Source organism: Kosakonia pseudosacchari, assembly GCF_900184035.1.
In the GTDB taxonomy this organism is placed as follows: domain Bacteria; phylum Pseudomonadota; class Gammaproteobacteria; order Enterobacterales; family Enterobacteriaceae; genus Kosakonia; species Kosakonia pseudosacchari.
On the sequence record NZ_FXWP01000009.1, the window covers coordinates 477,318 to 495,675 of the forward strand.

Below are 18,358 nucleotides of genomic sequence, written 5' to 3' on the forward strand. Positions count from 1 at the left end.
CCCCTTAGTTCTTCCGGAACATTTTCAGCATGCGCTGAGTGACGGTGAAACCACCAAAAATATTAATGCTGGCAATCAGTACCGCAATAAAACTCAAGAAGCTGACCCAGCCGCCGTGACCAATCTGCAACAGCGCGCCAACAACGATAATGCCGGAAATGGCGTTCGTCACCGACATCAGCGGCGTGTGCAGCGCATGCGAAACGTTCCACACTACGTAGTAACCCACCACGCAAGAGAGTGCGAAAACGGTAAAGTGGCCGAGGAACTCTTTCGGTGCAACATCCGCAAGCCAGCCAAACAGAATGATCGCCAGCGCCATAAAAGCATATTTCCGCCACGGCGAAACCGGTTTGACCTCTTCTTTTGGTGCCGCGGCCGCTTTCGGCGCGGCCTGCGGCTGTGCAGAAACCTGAATCGGCGGCGCCGGCCAGGTTACTTCACCATCGCGAACCACGGTAACCCCGCGAACCACAACGTCATCAAAATCGACAACCACGTTGCCATCTTTTTCAACGCACAGCAGTTTCAGCAGGTTGACCAGGTTGGTGCCGTAAAGCTGGGAAGACTGCGTAGGCAAGCGGCCAGGTAAGTCGGTATAACCGATCACTTTCACGCCATTGGCGGTGGTGCTGACCTCGTTCGGCACGGTGTATTCGCAGTTGCCGCCGTTTTGCGCAGCCAGGTCAACAATGACGCTGCCCGGCTTCATGGAATCAACCATTTCACGGGTGATCAGCTTCGGTGCGGGTTTCCCCGGAATAAGCGCCGTGGTGACAATAATGTCGACATCTTTCGCCTGGGCGGCGAAGAGTTCCATTTCTGCTTTGATAAAGGCATCGGACATCACTTTCGCGTAACCGTCACCGCTGCCCGCTTCTTCCTGGAAATCCAGCTCCAGGAACTCGGCGCCCATGCTCTGCACCTGCTCTTTGACTTCAGGGCGCGTGTCGAACGCACGCACAATGGCCCCAAGGCTGTTGGCCGCGCCAATCGCCGCCAGACCGGCAACGCCCGCGCCAATAACCATCACTTTCGCCGGTGGCACTTTGCCCGCCGCCGTGATCTGCCCGGTAAAGAAACGGCCGAATTCATGCGCCGCTTCAACAATCGCACGATAGCCCGCAATGTTGGCCATTGAGCTCAGCGCATCCAGCGACTGAGCGCGGGAGATACGCGGCACGGAATCCATCGCCATCACGGTAATGTTGCGTGCGGCCAGCTTCTCCATCAATGCCGGATTTTGCGCAGGCCAGATAAAACTCACCAGCGTTGTGCCCGGGTTAAGCAGCGCGATCTCTTCGTCATCCGGCGCGTTAACTTTGAGGATAACGTCCGAGTGCCAGACGTTGCTTCCATCGACAATCGTCGCCCCGGCCTGGACGAACGCCTCGTCATCGAAACTTGCCAGCTTGCCCGCGCCGCTTTCAATCGCGACGGTAAAACCCAGTTTAAGCAGTTGCTCGACCGTTTTCGGCGTCGCTGCAACACGGGTTTCATTGGCCAACCGTTCTTTAGGTACACCAATACGCATAGTTTTCCCTTCCATCGGTTTTAGATGATGGTTTGTCAGTGGTTCCGGCGCGGTTATTTACTCAACGCTGCGGAAAATAAAACAGTAACAAACTTTCTATAACCTACTGAAAATAACGCCTGTGATCCACAGCCGGAAAAGAGAAATTATGCATTTATCCGTGAAAATTAACGGTCTGAGACCGCAGGCAAGGTTATTTACCTTAAATTCCTGCATGCAGGCCGATATTCCGCTCAAGCGAAGCGGCAAAACACGATTAATCTCCAGTTAAGATTCGCTTTTTAACAATGTATTAACTTAAAAAAGTCATAACCTTTATCGGTTTTGCTGGTCAAGCGTCTGTTTTTTCAACATATCACTAAAGGTTATCGTTATTTCCCTCTCAGCCGCACAGTCAGTGAAAAATGACGCAGACAGTTGCGCTGTTTAAATGCAATAATCACCGACGTTTTCCCAACAACAACACCAGTTTATGGTTTGCGCAAGGCGAAGGATTATTTTTATGAAGCTTAAGTACACCCTCCTGGCGTCAGCACTTCTCTCGGCAACGGCATTTACCGCCAACGCAGCGACAGAGTTAACACCGGAGCAAGCGGCAGCGGTAAAACCTTACGATCGCATCGTGATCACCGGCCGTTTTAATGCCATTGGCGACGTCGTTAACGCAGCATCCAAACGTGCGGATAAAGAAGGTGCCGCATCTTTTTACGTTGTTGACACCTCCGATGCGGGCAACAGCGGTAACCAGCGCGCGACGGTCGATTTATACAAGGCGGACGCCGCCAAAGCGGAGCGTCCTGCTTTCCGCGTTATTAACGGCGTGACTGAGTTACCGAAAGATCAAGCGATTGCGCTTCAGCCGTACGATACGGTGACCGTTCAGGGTTTCTTCCGCACCCAGCCGGAAGTGAACGACGCCATTACTAAAGCCGCCAAAGAGAAAGGCGCCGCCTCTTTCTTTATTGTTCGCCAGGTTGATGCTAACCAGGGCGGTAACCAGATCATCACGGCCTTCATTTATAAAGCAGACGCGAAAAAACGCGTTATCCAGAGCGCGGATGCTATCCCGCGTGACTCGGATGCGGGCCGCGCCGCGCTGGCAAAAGGTGGTGAAGAAGCCAAAAAAGTTGAGATCCCAGGCGTCGCCAGCGATGCGACAGCCGGCGTTGGTGTCGGTCGTTTCTTCGAAACGCAATCCTCTTCCGGCGGTCGTTACAGTGTCACGCTGCCTGACGGCAAGAAGATTGAAGAGGTGAATAAAATCACCGCAGCCCAGATGGTGCCGTTCGACAGCATCAAGTTCACCGGCAACTATGGCAACATGACGGAGATCTCTTACCAGGTCGCCAAACGTGCTGCGGCAAAAGGCGCCAAGTACTATCACATCACACGCCAGTGGTCAGAAAGCGGCAACAATATGACCATCAGCGCCGACCTGTATAAATAATCTGCATTTATGAATCAGGCGGCTACGGCCGCCTTTTTTATTTTTTTACTCTTTTTCGTAAAATTGTCGTCCCACCTCATTGCATGGCCCGTCGACTCTCCGTAAAATCCCGCGCCTTAGTGATATCCACCATATTTATGCGCCACGGCAAAATAATTATTCTGGATTAGTTGCTTTTTTGACAGGATAACCATGGAAAAGAAACTTGGCCTTAGCGCATTAACTGCGCTGGTTTTAAGCTCGATGCTGGGCGCTGGCGTTTTCAGCCTGCCACAAAATATGGCGGAAGTTGCCAGCCCGGCGGCGCTGATCATTGGCTGGATGATCACCGGGGCGGGAATTTTACTGCTCGCCTTTGCCATGCTGATCCTGACCCGTATTCGCCCGGATCTCGATGGCGGCATATTCACTTACGCCCGCGAAGGTTTTGGTGAACTGATTGGCTTTTGTTCGGCCTGGGGCTACTGGCTGTGCGCGGTTATCGCTAACGTCTCCTATCTGGTTATCGTCTTTTCCGCCCTGAGTTTCTTTACCGATACACCATCGTTGCGCCTGTTTGGCGATGGCAACACCTGGCAGTCGATTGTTGGCGCATCCGCACTATTGTGGATTGTGCATGCGCTGGTTCTGCGCGGCGTACAAACCGCTGCGAGTATCAACCTGGCGGCGACGCTGGCGAAACTGGTGCCGCTTGGGCTGTTTGTTGTGCTGGCGGCGCTGGCGTTTAACCTTGATAAATTCCGCCTTGATTTCAGCGGCATCGCGCTGGGTGTTCCGGTATGGGAACAGGTTAAAAACACCATGCTGATTACCCTGTGGGTCTTTATTGGCGTCGAAGGCGCAGTTGTGGTTTCTGCCCGGGCGCGCAATAAGCACGATGTTGGCCGCGCCACTCTGCTCGCCGTGCTGGCAGCGCTGACCGTCTACCTGCTGGTTACTTTGCTTTCGCTCGGCGTTGTTCCCCGTCCGGAGTTAGCGGAAATGCGTAATCCATCCATGGCCGGGCTGATGGTGAAACTGCTGGGGAGCTGGGGTGAAGTGATTATCGCAGCGGGATTGATTGTCTCCGTCTGCGGCGCGTACCTGAGCTGGACGATTATGGCTGCGGAAGTGCCGTTACTGGCCGCAACGCATAAAGCGTTCCCGAAGATCTTCGCGCGGCAGAATAAAAACAACGCGCCTGCTGCCTCTTTATGGCTGACCAATATCAGCGTGCAGGTTTGCCTGGTGCTTATCTGGCTCACCGGTTCGGATTACAACACGCTGCTGACCATCGCTTCAGAGATGATTCTGGTGCCCTATTTCCTTGTCGGTGCGTTCCTGTGGAAGATCGCGCAGCGTCCTTTGCACCAGGCGGTGGCGATTGGTGCTTGCCTGTATGGCTTGTGGCTGCTGTATGCCTCTGGTCCGATGCATTTATTGCTGTCGGTGGTGCTCTACGCTCCGGGGCTGCTGGTGTTTATGTACGCCCGTCGCACACATGAGATGACGGAAATGCTCAAGCAACATGAAAAAGCGCTGATTGGCGCCTTGTTAATCGCCGCCGTTCCCGCCACCTGGATGCTAATGCGCTAGTGCAGGCGGCTCCAGCAATAAATTAACAGCCAGGCGCTGAGGCTCCAGCAAATAACCGCACAGCCCAGCGCCGGCCAGACCCGCATCAAACCGGTGAAATACCAGAGCGACAGTAAATAGATAAAATAGGGAATAATCGCCCACATGCCGAACACGATCGTGGTGCGCAGCGCCCCAACGCCACGCTCGGTGGCAACAATATAGTGCGCAATCAGCGCGAAAGTCGGAAATAACGGAATTAGCCCGGCAATATAGTAATTTTTTGTTTTGGCCAGCAGACCAATCAACACCACCACCAGCGCCCCGATAGCTGCTTTAATCACCAACCCCATGATTTTCCCTTTATCACTGCAACAACAACGACCTACAGCATAACGGAAGCCTCTTTGTTTAGAAAAGATTAATGGCAGCTTATAGCAAGGCGGTGTATGTTGACGTTTTTGAACAATCGCGATGGCTTATGAATAAGATCGTTTTTGTGGAAGATGACCCGGAAGTAGGCGCACTGATTGCCGCTTATCTGGGCAAACACGATATGGACGTCATTGTCGAACCCCGTGGCGATCGCGCCGAAGAGGTGATCGCCCGCGAAAAACCCGAACTGGTGCTGCTGGATATTATGCTGCCCGGCAAAGATGGCATGACCTTGTGCCGCGACTTGCGTAACCAGTGGAGCGGCCCGATTGTGCTGCTCACCTCACTGGACAGTGATATGAACCACATTCTTTCACTGGAGATGGGCGCCAACGATTACATTCTGAAAACCACGCCGCCCGCCGTATTGCTGGCGCGTCTGCGTTTGCATTTGCGCCAGCGCAACAGTGCCAATACCGTCGCCGAACCCGCCACGCCCTCGCTGAAACAGCATAAGACGATCAGCTTCGGCACCTTATCTATCGATCCGGTTAACCGCCAGGTACTGCTGGCCGGTCAACAAGTCGCCCTCTCCACCGCCGATTTCGAATTGTTGTGGGAGTTAGCGACCCATGCCGGGCAGATTATGGACCGGGATGCGCTGCTGAAAAACTTACGCGGTGTAAGCTACGATGGCATGGATCGCAGCGTTGATGTGGCGATTTCCCGTCTGCGTAAAAAGCTGCTCGACAGCGCAACGGAACCTTACCGTATTAAAACCGTTCGCAACAAAGGCTATCTATTTGCCCCGCATGCGTGGGACAACTAAAACGTACAACCAGGTGTCGCTATGAAAAAGCTGTTCGTCCAGTTTTACCTTTTGCTGTTCGTCTGCTTTCTGGTCATGACGATGCTGGTGGGTCTGGTGTATAAATTCACCGCCGAGCGGGCTGGCCGCCAGTCCCTTGACGACCTGATGAAAAGCTCGCTGTACCTGATGCGTAGCGAGCTGCGCGAGATCCCGCCCAATCAATGGGCCAGAACCCTGAAGGAACTGGATCTCAACCTGTCGTTTAATTTGCGTATTGAGCCGATGAGCAAATTCACGCTGGAACCGCGCCCGGCGCAACGGCTGCGTGAAGGCGATATTGTGGCGCTTGATTCGGAATACACCTTTATCCAGCGTATTCCCCGCAGCCATTATGTTTTGGCGGTCGGTCCGGTGCCGTATCTCTTCTTCCTGCATGAAACGCGGCTGCTGGATATGGGGTTAATGGCGTTAATTGCTATCTCTCTCGCCTTTCCGGTATTTATCTGGATGCGTCCGCACTGGCAGGAGATGTTGCGGCTGGAATCGGCAGCACAACGCTTCGGTGAGGGGCATTTAGAAGAGCGCATTCATTTTGACAGTGCCTCAAGTTTTGAACGGCTCGGCATCGCCTTTAACCAGATGGCGGACAATATCAATGCGCTGATCGCCAGTAAAAAGCACCTTATAGACGGCATAGCCCACGAACTGCGCACGCCGCTGGTCAGGCTGCGTTACCGGCTGGAGATGAGTGAAAACCTCAGCGAAACTGAACATGCGGCGTTAAATCGCGATATCAGTCAACTGGAAGCGTTGATTGAAGAGTTACTGACTTATGCCCGTCTCGATCGACCGCAGACCGAACTGAAACTCACCTCGCCAGATCTACCAGCGTGGTTCAGCAGTTACCTTGACGATGCGCGCAGCATGAACCCGCAGCACACCTTTTTGCTGGCAACAACGCCGGGTGAAGATTATGGCGCGCTGGATATGCGTCTGATGGAGCGCGTTCTGGATAATCTGGTGAATAACGCCCTGCGTTACAGTCAGCAAACGATAAAAGTCACCTTACAACGCGAAGGTTCACAAGCCTGTATGATCGTTGAAGATGATGGCCCCGGTATTGCGCCCGAAGAGCGCGAACGCGTGTTTGAGCCCTTTGTTCGCCTCGATCCCAGCCGCGACCGTGCGACCGGCGGTTGCGGGTTAGGGCTGGCGATTGTGCATTCCATCGCGCAGGCTTTCGGCGGCGAAGTCAGTTGCGCGCAGAGCGAGCTGGGCGGCGCAAAATTTTCTTTCCACTGGCCGATTTACCACCACATTGTTTTGCCCTCCTGACCATTTACCGCACAGTGGCCGAATCCCGGCGACTGTGCTATAAACATAAGTATGTTGTAACTAACGGAGTGCACCATGGCGGCCTTAGATTTGATCGAACGCCTGAATACCACCTTCCGGCAGCTGGAGCATGAACTGGCAGCGCTAAAAACCGAGTTAGCGGGCTGCCGGTTAATGGCCGCACGCGTATTTAGCCTGCCGGATGTCCCCAAAGGTGCGGAACACAATCCGCTTACCGCGATTCATGTCGAGCAACATCTTGGTCAGCAGGCGGCAGAGCTTGCCCATAAGCATTACACCCATCTCTTTATTCAGCAGCAGTCGGAAAACCGCAGTAGTAAAGCCGCCGTGCGGCTGCCGGGCGTTATCTGCTATCAGGCAAATGAGGCGACACTTAGCGCGCTGACCGGGCGCATCAGTACGGTGAACGCGCTGAAATTAGCCTTTGAGCGAATTGTCACCCAGGAATCGGGGCTGGTTCCCGCAGCCCGGTTTGAATGGGTACATCGCCACCTGCCGGGGCTTATCACTCTCAATGCTTACCGGACACTAACGGCCATTCGCGCACCGGCAACGATCCGCTTTGGCTGGGCAAATAAGCATATTATTAAAAATCTCACCCGCGATGAGGTGCTGGCACAGCTGGAAAAGAGCCTGAAATCCCCGCGAGCTGTCTCTGCGTGGACGCGTCAAGAGTGGCTGGGGCGGATTGAGCAGGAGTACAACGATATCGCCGCCCTGCCCAAACAGGCGCGGCTCAAAATCAAGCGCCCGGTGAAAGTGCAGCCCATTGCCCGCGTCTGGTATGCCGGCTCACAAAAGCAGGTGCAATACGCCTGCCCCACACCGCTTATCACGCTGATTTCAGAAGAGAATGGCGGAACCGTGCCGGATATTGGCGGGCTACTGGATTACAACGCGGAAACTATTCAACACCGCTATAAACCGCAGGCGCAGCCGCTGACGCTGATTATCCCGCGGTTGCACCTGTATCTGGCGGGTTAAGCCTGTTTCAAACTGCCCACCATCGATTCCGGACGCACCCAGCTGTCAAACTCGGCTTCCGTCAGGTAGCCGAGCGCCAGCGCAGACGCTTTTAGCGTCAGCCCCTCTTTGTGCGCTTTTTTGGCAATTTCCGCCGCTTTGTCGTAGCCGATATGGGTATTCAATGCTGTCACTAGCATCAAAGACTCATTCAGCAGTTGATCAATACGCTCGCGGTTGGGTTCAATCCCCACGGCGCAATGCTCATTAAAGCTCTCCATCCCATCCGCCAGCAAACGTACAGATTGCAGGAAGTTGTGGATGACCATCGGGCGGAAAACGTTGAGCTCAAAGTTGCCGGATGCGCCACCAATATTCACCGCCACATCATTGCCCAGCACCTGGCTGCAGAGCATAGTCATCGCTTCGCACTGCGTGGGGTTCACTTTGCCTGGCATAATCGAGCTGCCCGGTTCGTTTTCCGGAATCGCTATTTCGCCAATACCACAACGCGGGCCAGAGGCGAGCCAGCGTACATCGTTCGCGATTTTCATTAATGAAGCGGCGAGCCCTTTCAGCGCGCCATGCGCATGTACCAGCGCATCGCAGGTCGCCAGCGCTTCAAATTTGTTGGGCGCGGTAATAAACGGTTGCCCGGTAAAGCTGGCCAGCTCTTGCGCCACGCGCACGGCGTATTCCGGGTGCGTATTCAGCCCGGTGCCCACGGCGGTGCCGCCCAGCGCCAGTTCGCTCAGGTGCGGCAGGCTCTGTTCGATATGTTTGAGGTTGTGCTCAAGCATTGCCACCCAGCCGGAGATCTCCTGGCCCAGCGTCAGCGGCGTCGCGTCCTGCAAATGGGTACGGCCGATTTTGACAATACCGGCAAACGCGATGGCTTTCTCATTAAGCGTCTTTTTCAGTACCTGTAACTGCGGGATCAGTTGCTCGCGCACGCCAATTACCGCCGCCACATGCATCGCCGTCGGGAAAACATCATTTGAACTCTGGCTTTTATTCACGTCGTCATTGGGATGGATCTTGCGTTCCATCCCGCGCACACCACCGAGGATTTCGCTGCCGCGATTGGCCAGCACCTCGTTCATGTTCATATTGCTCTGCGTACCGGATCCGGTCTGCCAGATAGCGAGCGGAAACTCATCGGGATGTTGACCGGCCAGCACTTCATCTGCCGCCGCGATGATCGCGCGCGCTTTCTCTTCGGGCAGCAGCCCCAAATCCTGATTAACTTTCGCCGCTGCGCGTTTGGTCAGCGCCAGGGCGTGGATCAGTGAGACCGGCATTTTTTCCGTTGAGATACGAAAATGCTCAAGCGACCGCTGGGTTTGCGCTCCCCACAGTTTGTCTGCCGGGACGTCGATTGCGCCCATTGAATCTTTCTCACTGCGATGCGTTGCCATGACTCTCTCCTTGGTTACAAAGTGATAGTGGATTGCGACATTGCTCACCTGCAAACAAGTAAAAGTATTGATGCTTTTTATAATGTTGTTTACTGCTTTGTGCTTAAAAAAAACCGCCCCGAAGGGCGGTCAATACTATTTAACGCAGCGGGCACACTGACCGGATTGAATTTGCTGGAAGAAGTCGTTGCCTTTGTCATCCACAAGGATAAACGCCGGGAAATCTTCCACTTCAATTTTCCAGATAGCTTCCATACCGAGTTCCGGATAAGCGACACACTCAAGGCTTTTGATACTGTTCTGCGCCAGGATCGCCGCCGGGCCGCCAATACTGCCAAGATAAAAACCACCGTGTTTATGGCAGGCATCCGTCACCTGCTGGCTGCGGTTGCCTTTCGCCAGCATGATCATGCTGCCGCCCTGCGATTGCAGTTGATCAACATAAGAATCCATACGCCCGGCGGTGGTCGGCCCCAGCGAACCGGAGGCATAACCTTCCGGCGTTTTTGCCGGACCAGCGTAGTAAATCGGGTGATCTTTAATGTACTGCGGCAGATGCTCGCCGCTGTCCATCAACTCTTTGAGCTTCGCATGGGCAATATCGCGCGCAACGATAATCGTGCCAGTGAGTGACAGGCGCGTAGAGACCGGATACTGCGAAAGCTGAGCGAGGATCGCTTTCATCGGGCGGTTAAGATCCACTTTCACCGCTTCGCCTTCACCGGCCTCGCGCAGCGCTTCAGGAATGTATTTGCCGGGATTCTGCTCTAAACGCTCCAGCCAGATGCCATCGCGATTGATTTTACCTTTGATGTTACGATCGGCTGAACAGGAAACGCCCATGCCGACCGGGCATGACGCGCCGTGGCGCGGCAGGCGGATCACGCGGATATCATGGGCAAAATATTTCCCGCCAAACTGCGCGCCAAGACCGAGGTTCTGCGCTTCCACCAGCAGTTCTTGCTCCAGTTGCAGGTCACGGAACGCCTGTCCGTGTTCGTTACCTTCGGTTGGCAGCGCGTCGTAATATTTGGTGGAGGCAAGTTTGACCGTTTTCAGCGTCGCTTCCGCCGACGTACCGCCAATCACAAACGCGACATGGTACGGCGGGCAAGCCGCTGTGCCGAGGGTGCGCATCTTCTCAACCAGGTAGTTTTTCAGTTTCGCCGGGGTGATCAGTGCTTTGGTTTCCTGAAACAGGTAGGTCTTATTCGCCGAGCCGCCGCCTTTGGCGATACAGAGGAATTTATACTCGTCGCCATCAACGCTGTAGAGATCAATCTGCGCCGGCAGGTTGGTACCGGTATTCACCTCTTTATACATATCCAGCGGCGCGTTTTGCGAATAGCGCAGGTTCTCTTCGGTGTAGGTGTTATAGACACCACGCGCCAGCGCGGCTTCATCCCCGCCGCCGGTCCAGACGCGCTGCCCTTTTTTACCCATGATGATCGCCGTGCCGGTGTCCTGACAGGTTGGCAGAATGCCTTTGGCGGCAATGTCCGAGTTGCGCAGGAATTGCAGGGCGACATATTTGTCGTTTTCACTGGCTTCGGGATCGACAAGGATATCGGCGACCTGCTGCTGGTGCGCCGGGCGCAGTAAAAATGAGGCGTCGTGGAAAGCGTGTTGCGCCAGCAGGGTCAGCGCTTGCGGATCCACTTTCAGGATCTGCTGGCCCTCAAACTCAGCCACAGAAACATAGTCGCGGCTTAGCAGGTAGTATTCGGTGTCATCCTTTCCGAGCGGGAAAGGATCCTGATAACAAAAGGGTTTGTTCGACATTGTTCTCTCACTTACGGCTGATCTGGTTATTGTTCAGGCAGTCAATCCATCTGCCTGTGTTAAAGCGAGTCGCCATATCCTACACAATTTTTTAACAAAAACTGAGACTAGTACGACTTTTTACCCTCGCTGGTTACTTCCGTCGGCTTTGTTGCTTTAATAACGCCATAATTTCATTAATGAGAAAGGGCTTGATAATGCAAAAACTCATCAACTCCGTGCAGAACTACGCCTGGGGAAGTAAAACGGCATTAACGGATCTCTACGGCATTGCCAATCCTGACCATCTGCCGATGGCCGAATTGTGGATGGGCGCGCATCCGAAGAGCAGCTCAAAGGTGCAGGATGCCAGCGGCCAGACCCGAGCGTTACGAGAAGTGATTGATCAGGATAAAACCCGCTTGCTGGGCAACGCTGTCGCTGAACGTTTTGGCGAATTACCGTTCCTGTTTAAAGTGCTGTGCGCCGACCAGCCACTGTCAATTCAGGTGCATCCCAACAAGAAAAACTCCGAGATCGGTTTTGCCAAAGAGAATGCCGCAGGCATTGCGCTGGACGCCGCAGAGCGCAACTACAAAGATCCAAACCACAAGCCGGAGCTGGTGTTTGCCCTGACGCCGTTCCTTGCCATGAACGCCTTCCGCGAGTTTTCCGACATTGTTTCCTTGCTGCAACCGGTGGCGGGCGCGCACCCGGCGATCGCCCATTTCCTGCAAGCGCCGGGCGCAGAGCGCCTGAGCGAGCTGTTTGCCGCGCTGCTCAATATGCAAGGCGAGGAGAAATCCCGCGCACTGGCGGTGCTGAAATCCGCGCTCGGTAATCACTCCGGCGAGCCGTGGCAGACCATTCGCCTGATTAGCGAGTTCTACCCGGATGACAGCGGCCTCTTCTCTCCGTTGCTGCTGAACGTGGTGAAACTGAACCCAGGCGAAGCAATGTTCCTGTTTGCCGAAACCCCGCATGCCTACCTGCAAGGCGTGGCGCTGGAAGTGATGGCGAATTCTGACAACGTACTGCGCGCCGGGCTGACGCCGAAATACATCGACATCCCGGAACTGGTGGCGAACGTAAAATTCACGCCGAAACCCGCCAGCGAGCTGCTGACGCAACCGACGCAGCATGGCGCGGAGCTGGATTTCCCGATTCCGGTAGACGATTTCGCGTTCTCCCTGCACGATCTCAGCAGCAAGGAAACTCAGTTGGCGCAACAGAGCGCAGCCATTGTCTTCTGCGTGGAAGGCGAAGCGGTGCTCAGCAAAGCGAGCCAGCAATTAGTGCTGAAAGCGGGTGAATCGGCGTTTATCGCCGCCGACGAATCGCCTGTTGGCGTAAGCGGCACCGGTCGCGTGGCGCGAGTGTTTAATAAGTGAGAGTAAGTTACTGAACTTTTTAGCAAGGATTGCTAAGCTTGAAGGCACATCACTCGACATCCAGGCGGCGTTAACCGCCTGGTTTCTTTTTTAGGGATAAACATTATGAAAAAAACGTGGGTTGCCGCAGGGATTATCGTCGCGCTCGGTATCGTTTGGACGGGCGGAGCCTGGTACACCGGCAAACAACTTGAAGGTCGTCTGGCAGAGATGGTGAGCCAGGCGAACGCGCAAATTAAGCGCAACGCGCCGGAGGCCAATATTGAGCTCTCTGCGCAGGATTATCAGCGCGGCCTCTTTTCCAGCCAGTTAACATTAAACATTAAACCGCTCGCCGGTAGCGCCAATACCTGGCTGAAGCCGGGACAAGCCATTGTTCTGCACGAGACGGTCGATCATGGCCCGTTCCCGCTGGCGCAGCTTAAAAGCTTTAGCCTGACACCCGCGATGGCTTCCGTGCATACGCAGCTGGTCAATAACGATGTGACAAAAGGGCTGTTTGATATTGCCAAAGGCCAGGCGCCCTTCTCTGCTGACACCCGCATTGGCTATAGCGGCGATACCCGCACGGATGTCGTGCTGAGCCCACTGAATTCAGAAAAAGACGGCGACAAAGTTGCCTTTAGCGGCGGTCATTTCCGCTTCAGCGCGGACAGCAAAGGTAACGCTCTGGCGCTGAGCGGCGAAGCCGAAAGTGGCCTGGTGGATACGGTGAATGAATATGGGCAGAAAGTGCAGCTCTCGTTCAATAACCTGAAAACCGACGGTTCCAGCGAAATGTCCAGCTTTGATGAGCGTACCGGCAACCAGAAGATGAGCCTTGATAAGCTCGCGATCTCTATTGAAAATAAAGAGATGGCGCTGCTTGAAGGCATGAGCTTAACCGCCAAATCTGAGGTTGCGGACGACAAAAAGAGCCTCAACAGCCTACTGGATTACTCCCTTAACAGCCTGAAGGTCCAGGGCCAGGATCTCGGCAGCGGAAAACTGACGCTGAAAGTGGGCCAGATTGACGGTAAAGCCTGGCATCAGGCCAGCGAGCAGTACGATGCGCAAATTCGTGCATTGATGGCGCAACCAGATATCGCGCAGAACCCGGAACTCTACCAGCAAAAAGCCACCGAAGCGTTCCTCAGCATTGTGCCGCTGTTGCTGAAAGGCGAGCCGGTGCTGACCATTGCGCCGCTAAGCTGGAAAAACGCCAAAGGCGAATCGACCTTTAACATGTCTCTGTTCCTGAAAGATCCGTCAACCGCCACCGGCGCGCCGCAAACGCTGGCCGAACAAGTTGACCGCACGGTGAAATCCCTCGACAGCAAGCTGACGATCCCGCTGGATATGGCCACCGAAATGATGACGCAGGTGGCAAAACTTGAAGGTTATCAGCAAGAGGACGCGGCGAAACTGGCAAGCCAGCAGGTGAAAGGCCTGGCGGCGATGGGCCAGATGTTCCGCATCACCACCGTGGAGAACAACAGCATCCTCACCAGCCTGCAATACGCTAACGGTCAGGTGACGCTGAACGGCGAAAAAATGCCGCTGGAACAGTTTGTCGGCATGTTCGGTATGCCAGGTCTGCAACCTGCCCAGCCGGACGACGCGACGCCGCCCGTCCCTGCAGTACCGCAGCAGTAATTTTCCAGCCCCTTTCGAGGGGCTTTTTATTTTCTACCGGGTTATCTTGCCAGAATCCGAAAACGACAACCCCGTTACCGGCTCGCGCTTTTTGCGCGACAAAAACTGATAAAACCGTCTGCGCTCTGCGCATCCGCCAGAGCATTCTTTTTATGTAAGGAGAGGTTATGGCGGGGAAAACCGCGCAAAAAGCGAACCTGTGGGCATTTTTCCAGCAGCTCGGTAAAACCTTTATGCTGCCCGTCGCACTGCTGTCGTTTTGCGGCATCATGCTCGGCATTGGCAGCTCGCTGAGCAGCCACGATGTGATAACACTGCTGCCAGTGTTGGGCCATCCTTTGCTGCAGGCTATTTTCATCTGGATGAACAAAATTGGCTCGTTCGCGTTTAGTTTCCTGCCGGTGATGTTCTGCATCGCGATCCCGCTGGGACTGGCGCGTGAAGATAAAGGCGTGGCGGCTTTTTCCGGTTTTGTTGGCTATGCGGTGATGAATCTGGCGGTAAATTTCTGGCTCACCGCACAGGGCATATTGCCGACTAACGATGCGTCTTTGCTCAAAGCACATAACGTGCAGAATGTGCTCGGCATCCAGTCCATTGATACCGGGATCCTCGGCGCGGTCATTGCCGGGATTATTATCTGGCGGTTACATGAACGCTTTCACACCCTGCGCCTGCCGGATGCGCTGGCCTTTTTCGGCGGTACACGCTCGGTACCGATTGTCACCAGCGTCGTGATGGGCGTGGTGGGACTGGCCATCCCGCTAGTCTGGCCGTGGTTTGCCATGGCGATTAGCGGCCTCGGGCACATTATCGATCGCGCCGGAGATTTCGGGCCGATGATTTTCGGCACTGGCGAACGTCTGCTGCTCCCCTTTGGTCTGCAACATATTCTGGTGGCGTTGATCCGCTTTACGGAAGCTGGCGGAACAATGGAAATCTGCGGACACAGCGTCAGCGGCGCTTTGACGATTTTCCAGGCACAGCTCAACTGCCCGCAGACGCACGGTTTCGCCGAAAGCGCGACGCGTTTTCTTTCGCAAGGCAAGATGCCCGCTTTCCTCGGCGGCTTACCCGGCGCGGCGCTGGCAATGTACCACTGCGCACGTCCTGAAAATCGCCACAAAATAAAAGGGCTGATGATTTCCGGCGTTATCGCCTGCGTGGTGGGCGGTACGACCGAACCGATCGAATTCCTGTTCCTGTTTGTCGCGCCGGTACTCTATTTAATTCATGCCTTGCTTACCGGCCTCGGCTTTACCGTGATGGCCGTGCTCGGCGTGACGATCGGTAATACGGACGGCAACGTGATTGATTTCATTGTCTTCGGCGTGCTGCACGGCATGGCGACGAAGTGGTATCTGGTGCCGCTGGTTGCCGCCATCTGGTTCGCTGTTTACTACGCGTTGTTCCGTTTCGCTATCACCCATTTCGACCTGAAAACACCGGGGCGCGACAACATAGTGGCAGAAAGTACGGACACCGTAACGCAAGGCGTGCCGGGCAAATCCGGTTATGGCGTTCCGGCCTTGCTTAACGCGCTGGGCGGGGCGGAAAACGTCGCAACACTGGATAACTGCATTACCCGCTTACGCCTTTCGGTGAATAAGATGGATAACGTTAATGTCGACGCCCTCAAGGCCAACCGCGCGATTGGCGTTATCAAAGTGAATGAACATGACTTACAGGTGGTGATTGGGCCACAGGTACAGTCGGTAAAAGATGAAATGGCGCAGCTCATCAATGCGCAACAATTTGGTTCAGCGGTGGAGGCGGAATAAAAAATGACCACTGACACGTTCGATTTCTCCACGCCTGTAGACCGCCACGGTACCTGGTGTACGCAGTGGGATTATGTCGCCGATCGCTTTGGGCGCGAGGATTTGCTTCCTTTCACGATTTCCGACATGGATTTTGCCACCGCGCCGTGCGTAATTGACGCGCTACAACAGCGACTTACCCATGGCGTGCTGGGTTACAGCCGCTGGAAAAACGAGGAATTTCTGAGTGCTATCTCGCACTGGATGAGCACCCGCTTTAATACGCAGATTGATGCTGAAAGCATTGTTTATGGACCGTCGGTTATCTGGATGATTGCCGAAATGATCCGCCAGTGGTCACGGCCGGGCGATGGCATCGTGGTTCATACCCCGGCGTACGACGCGTTTTATAAAGCCATTCAGGCGAATCAGCGGCAATTGCTGGCTGTGCCACTACAGCACAACGACCAGGGTTGGTTCTGCGATATGGCGCAACTCGACGCCGTGCTGGCAAGGCCGGAGAGTAAAATCCTGCTGCTGTGCAGCCCGCAAAACCCGACCGGAAAAGTATGGACTCGCCATGAACTGGAAACCATGGCGGCGCTGTGTGAACGCCATAACGTGAAAGTGATAAGCGATGAAATTCATATGGATATGGTCTGGAGCAGCCAGGTGCACATCCCGTGGAGCGCGGTTGCACGCGGGCCGTGGGCGCTGTTTAGTTCGGCATCGAAAAGCTTCAATATTCCCGCGCTGACCGGCGCGTGGGGGCTTATTGATGATGCGCCGTCGCGCAATGGCTGGCTGGAGGCGCTGAAAAACAGCAACGGTCTCTCCTCGCCGGCAGTGCTATCGATCGTTGCCCATATCGCCGCTTACCGGGACGGCGCACCCTGGCTGGATGCGCTTCGTACATACTTACGCGCCAATCTGGCTTATCTGGCAGAGCGCCTGAATAACGCCTTTCCGGCGCTCAACTGGCAAATACCGGAATCCACCTACCTGGCATGGATAGATTTACGTCCGTTAGGTATTGATGATTCCGCCCTGCAAAAAGCGCTGATCGAGGAGCAAAAGGTGGCCATTATGCGCGGCGATACGTACGGCGCGGAAGGTCGGGGGTTTGTGCGGCTGAATGTCGGTTGCCCGCGGGTAAAACTTGAGCAAGGCGTGACGGGATTAATCGCAGCATTAGCATCGCTTAGTTAAGCCAATATTTGCGCAACTCGCCCGACGGGTTGCGCAAGATAGCTTTTTACCGCCTTTTGTCTCTATAATGGCGAGCACTTTCTTACAATAAGAGTGCGACCATGATTGATCCCAACCTGCCGTTAACTGATATTCATCGCCATCTCGACGGAAACATCCGTGCACAAACGATTCTGGATCTTGGCCGCCAGTACAATTTGCCCCTGCCTGCACAAACACTTGAAGCACTGCGTCCGCATGTTCAGGTCACCTCTAATGAACCGGATTTGGTCAGCTTCCTCGCGAAACTCGACTGGGGTGTCAAAGTGCTTGCGTCACTGGACGCCTGTCGTCGCGTCGCTTATGAAAACATGCAGGACGCGCGGCTGAATGGCTTGCACTACGTTGAACTGCGTTTTTCGCCAGGTTACATGGCGATGACACACAACCTGCCGGTAGCGGGCGTTGTGGAAGCGGTGATTGCCGGTGTGCGCGACGGCAGCCGTGATTTCAATGTGCAGGCGCGCTTAATCGGCATTATGAGCCGCACCTTCGGCGAGGCCGCATGTTTACAGGAACTCGATGCGCTGCTGGCGCACCGCGACGGCATTACCGCGCTGGATCTGGCCGGTGATGAGCTGGGTTTCCCCGGCAGTCTTTTCCTTTCGCATTTTAACCGTGCGCGCGATGCGGGCTGGCAGATTACTGTGCATGCGGGAGAAGCCGCTGGCCCGGAAAGCATCTGGCAGGCGATTCGTGAACTCGGTGCGGTGCGAATCGGACACGGCGTGAAAGCGATTGAAGATGCCGCGCTGATGGATTTTCTCGCCGAGCAACGTATTGGTATCGAATCCTGTCTGACCTCGAATATTCAGACCAGCACCGTGCCGTCCCTCGCCCGCCATCCGCTGAAGACCTTCCTTGAACATGGCATCCTGGCGAGCATCAATACCGACGATCCGGCGGTACAAGGTGTCGAGATTGGTCATGAATATCAGGTTGCCGCCCCGGCTGCCGGGCTGAGTCGCGAACAGATTCGCCAGGCACAGATTAACGGGCTGGAGATGGCTTTTCTTAGCGCAGCGGAAAAACAAGCGCTGCGCGATAGCGTTGCGAAAGCGTAAGAAGGAAGAAGAAAACCGCTCACGACACGGCGTGAGCGGTT

General features: G+C 54.9%; 14 protein-coding genes. 10 read left to right on the forward strand and 4 right to left on the reverse strand.

What is annotated here, in order from left to right:
• Positions 1–4: 4 nt before the first annotated feature.
• Positions 5–1,534, reverse strand: a complete 1,530-nt coding sequence (gene pntA, locus BN2591_RS04240; RefSeq protein WP_086869321.1) for a Re/Si-specific NAD(P)(+) transhydrogenase subunit alpha — start codon at positions 1,532–1,534, stop codon at positions 5–7.
• Positions 1,535–2,036: 502 nt separating this feature from the next.
• Between pntA and ydgH the strand changes: the two genes are divergently transcribed.
• Positions 2,037–2,981, forward strand: a complete 945-nt coding sequence (ydgH, locus tag BN2591_RS04250; RefSeq protein ID WP_086869323.1) for a DUF1471 family protein YdgH — start codon at positions 2,037–2,039, stop codon at positions 2,979–2,981.
• Between the two features lie 192 nt (positions 2,982–3,173).
• Complete coding sequence (locus BN2591_RS04255) at positions 3,174–4,556, forward strand: amino acid permease (RefSeq protein WP_086869326.1); 1,383 nt, start codon at positions 3,174–3,176, stop codon at positions 4,554–4,556.
• Here the strand turns inward: BN2591_RS04255 and BN2591_RS04260 are convergent.
• Entirely contained in the window at positions 4,553–4,888 is a 336-nt protein-coding gene (locus tag BN2591_RS04260; RefSeq protein WP_086869328.1) for a GlpM family protein, read from the reverse strand. The genes BN2591_RS04255 and BN2591_RS04260 overlap by 4 nt on opposite strands.
• 128 nt (positions 4,889–5,016) lie before the next feature.
• Here BN2591_RS04260 and rstA point away from each other — a divergent pair, with 128 nt between their 5' ends.
• The 3 genes from rstA (at position 5,017) to tus (ending at position 8,061) form a co-directional block, all read left to right on the forward strand.
• Entirely contained in the window at positions 5,017–5,739 is a 723-nt protein-coding gene (gene rstA, locus BN2591_RS04265) for a two-component system response regulator RstA (protein ID WP_086869940.1), read from the forward strand.
• Positions 5,740–5,760: 21 nt separating this feature from the next.
• Positions 5,761–7,056: a two-component system sensor histidine kinase RstB gene (rstB, locus tag BN2591_RS04270; RefSeq protein ID WP_086869330.1), complete on the forward strand. Its 1,296-nt coding sequence runs from the start codon at positions 5,761–5,763 to the stop codon at positions 7,054–7,056.
• A 75-nt stretch (positions 7,057–7,131) separates the two neighbouring features.
• The gene (gene tus, locus BN2591_RS04275) at positions 7,132–8,061 is read left to right on the forward strand and encodes a DNA replication terminus site-binding protein (protein ID WP_086869331.1); all 930 of its coding nucleotides are present in this window, start codon (positions 7,132–7,134) and stop codon (positions 8,059–8,061) included.
• Here the strand turns inward: tus and fumC are convergent.
• Positions 8,058–9,458, reverse strand: coding sequence for a class II fumarate hydratase (gene fumC, locus BN2591_RS04280; protein WP_086869333.1), 1,401 nt, complete (start codon positions 9,456–9,458; stop codon positions 8,058–8,060). The two genes, tus and fumC, sit on opposite strands and share 4 nt — an antisense overlap.
• Positions 9,459–9,593: 135 nt before the next feature.
• Positions 9,594–11,240, reverse strand: a complete 1,647-nt coding sequence (gene fumA / locus BN2591_RS04285) for a class I fumarate hydratase FumA (RefSeq protein WP_086869335.1) — start codon at positions 11,238–11,240, stop codon at positions 9,594–9,596.
• 197 nt (positions 11,241–11,437) lie between these two features.
• Between fumA and manA the strand changes: the two genes are divergently transcribed.
• From manA to add, 5 genes are all read left to right on the forward strand, one after another.
• The gene (gene manA / locus BN2591_RS04290; protein WP_086869338.1) at positions 11,438–12,610 is read left to right on the forward strand and encodes a mannose-6-phosphate isomerase; all 1,173 of its coding nucleotides are present in this window, start codon (positions 11,438–11,440) and stop codon (positions 12,608–12,610) included.
• A gap of 105 nt (positions 12,611–12,715) precedes the next feature.
• On the forward strand, positions 12,716–14,245 hold the full coding sequence (locus tag BN2591_RS04295) for a YdgA family protein (protein ID WP_086869340.1): 1,530 nt from the start codon (positions 12,716–12,718) through the stop codon (positions 14,243–14,245).
• Between the two features lie 167 nt (positions 14,246–14,412).
• Positions 14,413–16,026, forward strand: coding sequence for a maltose/glucose-specific PTS transporter subunit IIBC (malX, locus tag BN2591_RS04300; protein ID WP_086869342.1), 1,614 nt, complete (start codon positions 14,413–14,415; stop codon positions 16,024–16,026).
• Positions 16,027–16,029: 3 nt separating this feature from the next.
• A complete protein-coding gene (locus BN2591_RS04305; protein ID WP_086869344.1) occupies positions 16,030–17,214 on the forward strand; it encodes a MalY/PatB family protein in 1,185 nt (394 codons plus the stop codon).
• Between the two features lie 101 nt (positions 17,215–17,315).
• Complete coding sequence (gene add, locus BN2591_RS04310; RefSeq protein ID WP_086869345.1) at positions 17,316–18,317, forward strand: adenosine deaminase; 1,002 nt, start codon at positions 17,316–17,318, stop codon at positions 18,315–18,317.
• The last annotated feature ends 41 nt before the right edge of the window (positions 18,318–18,358 follow it).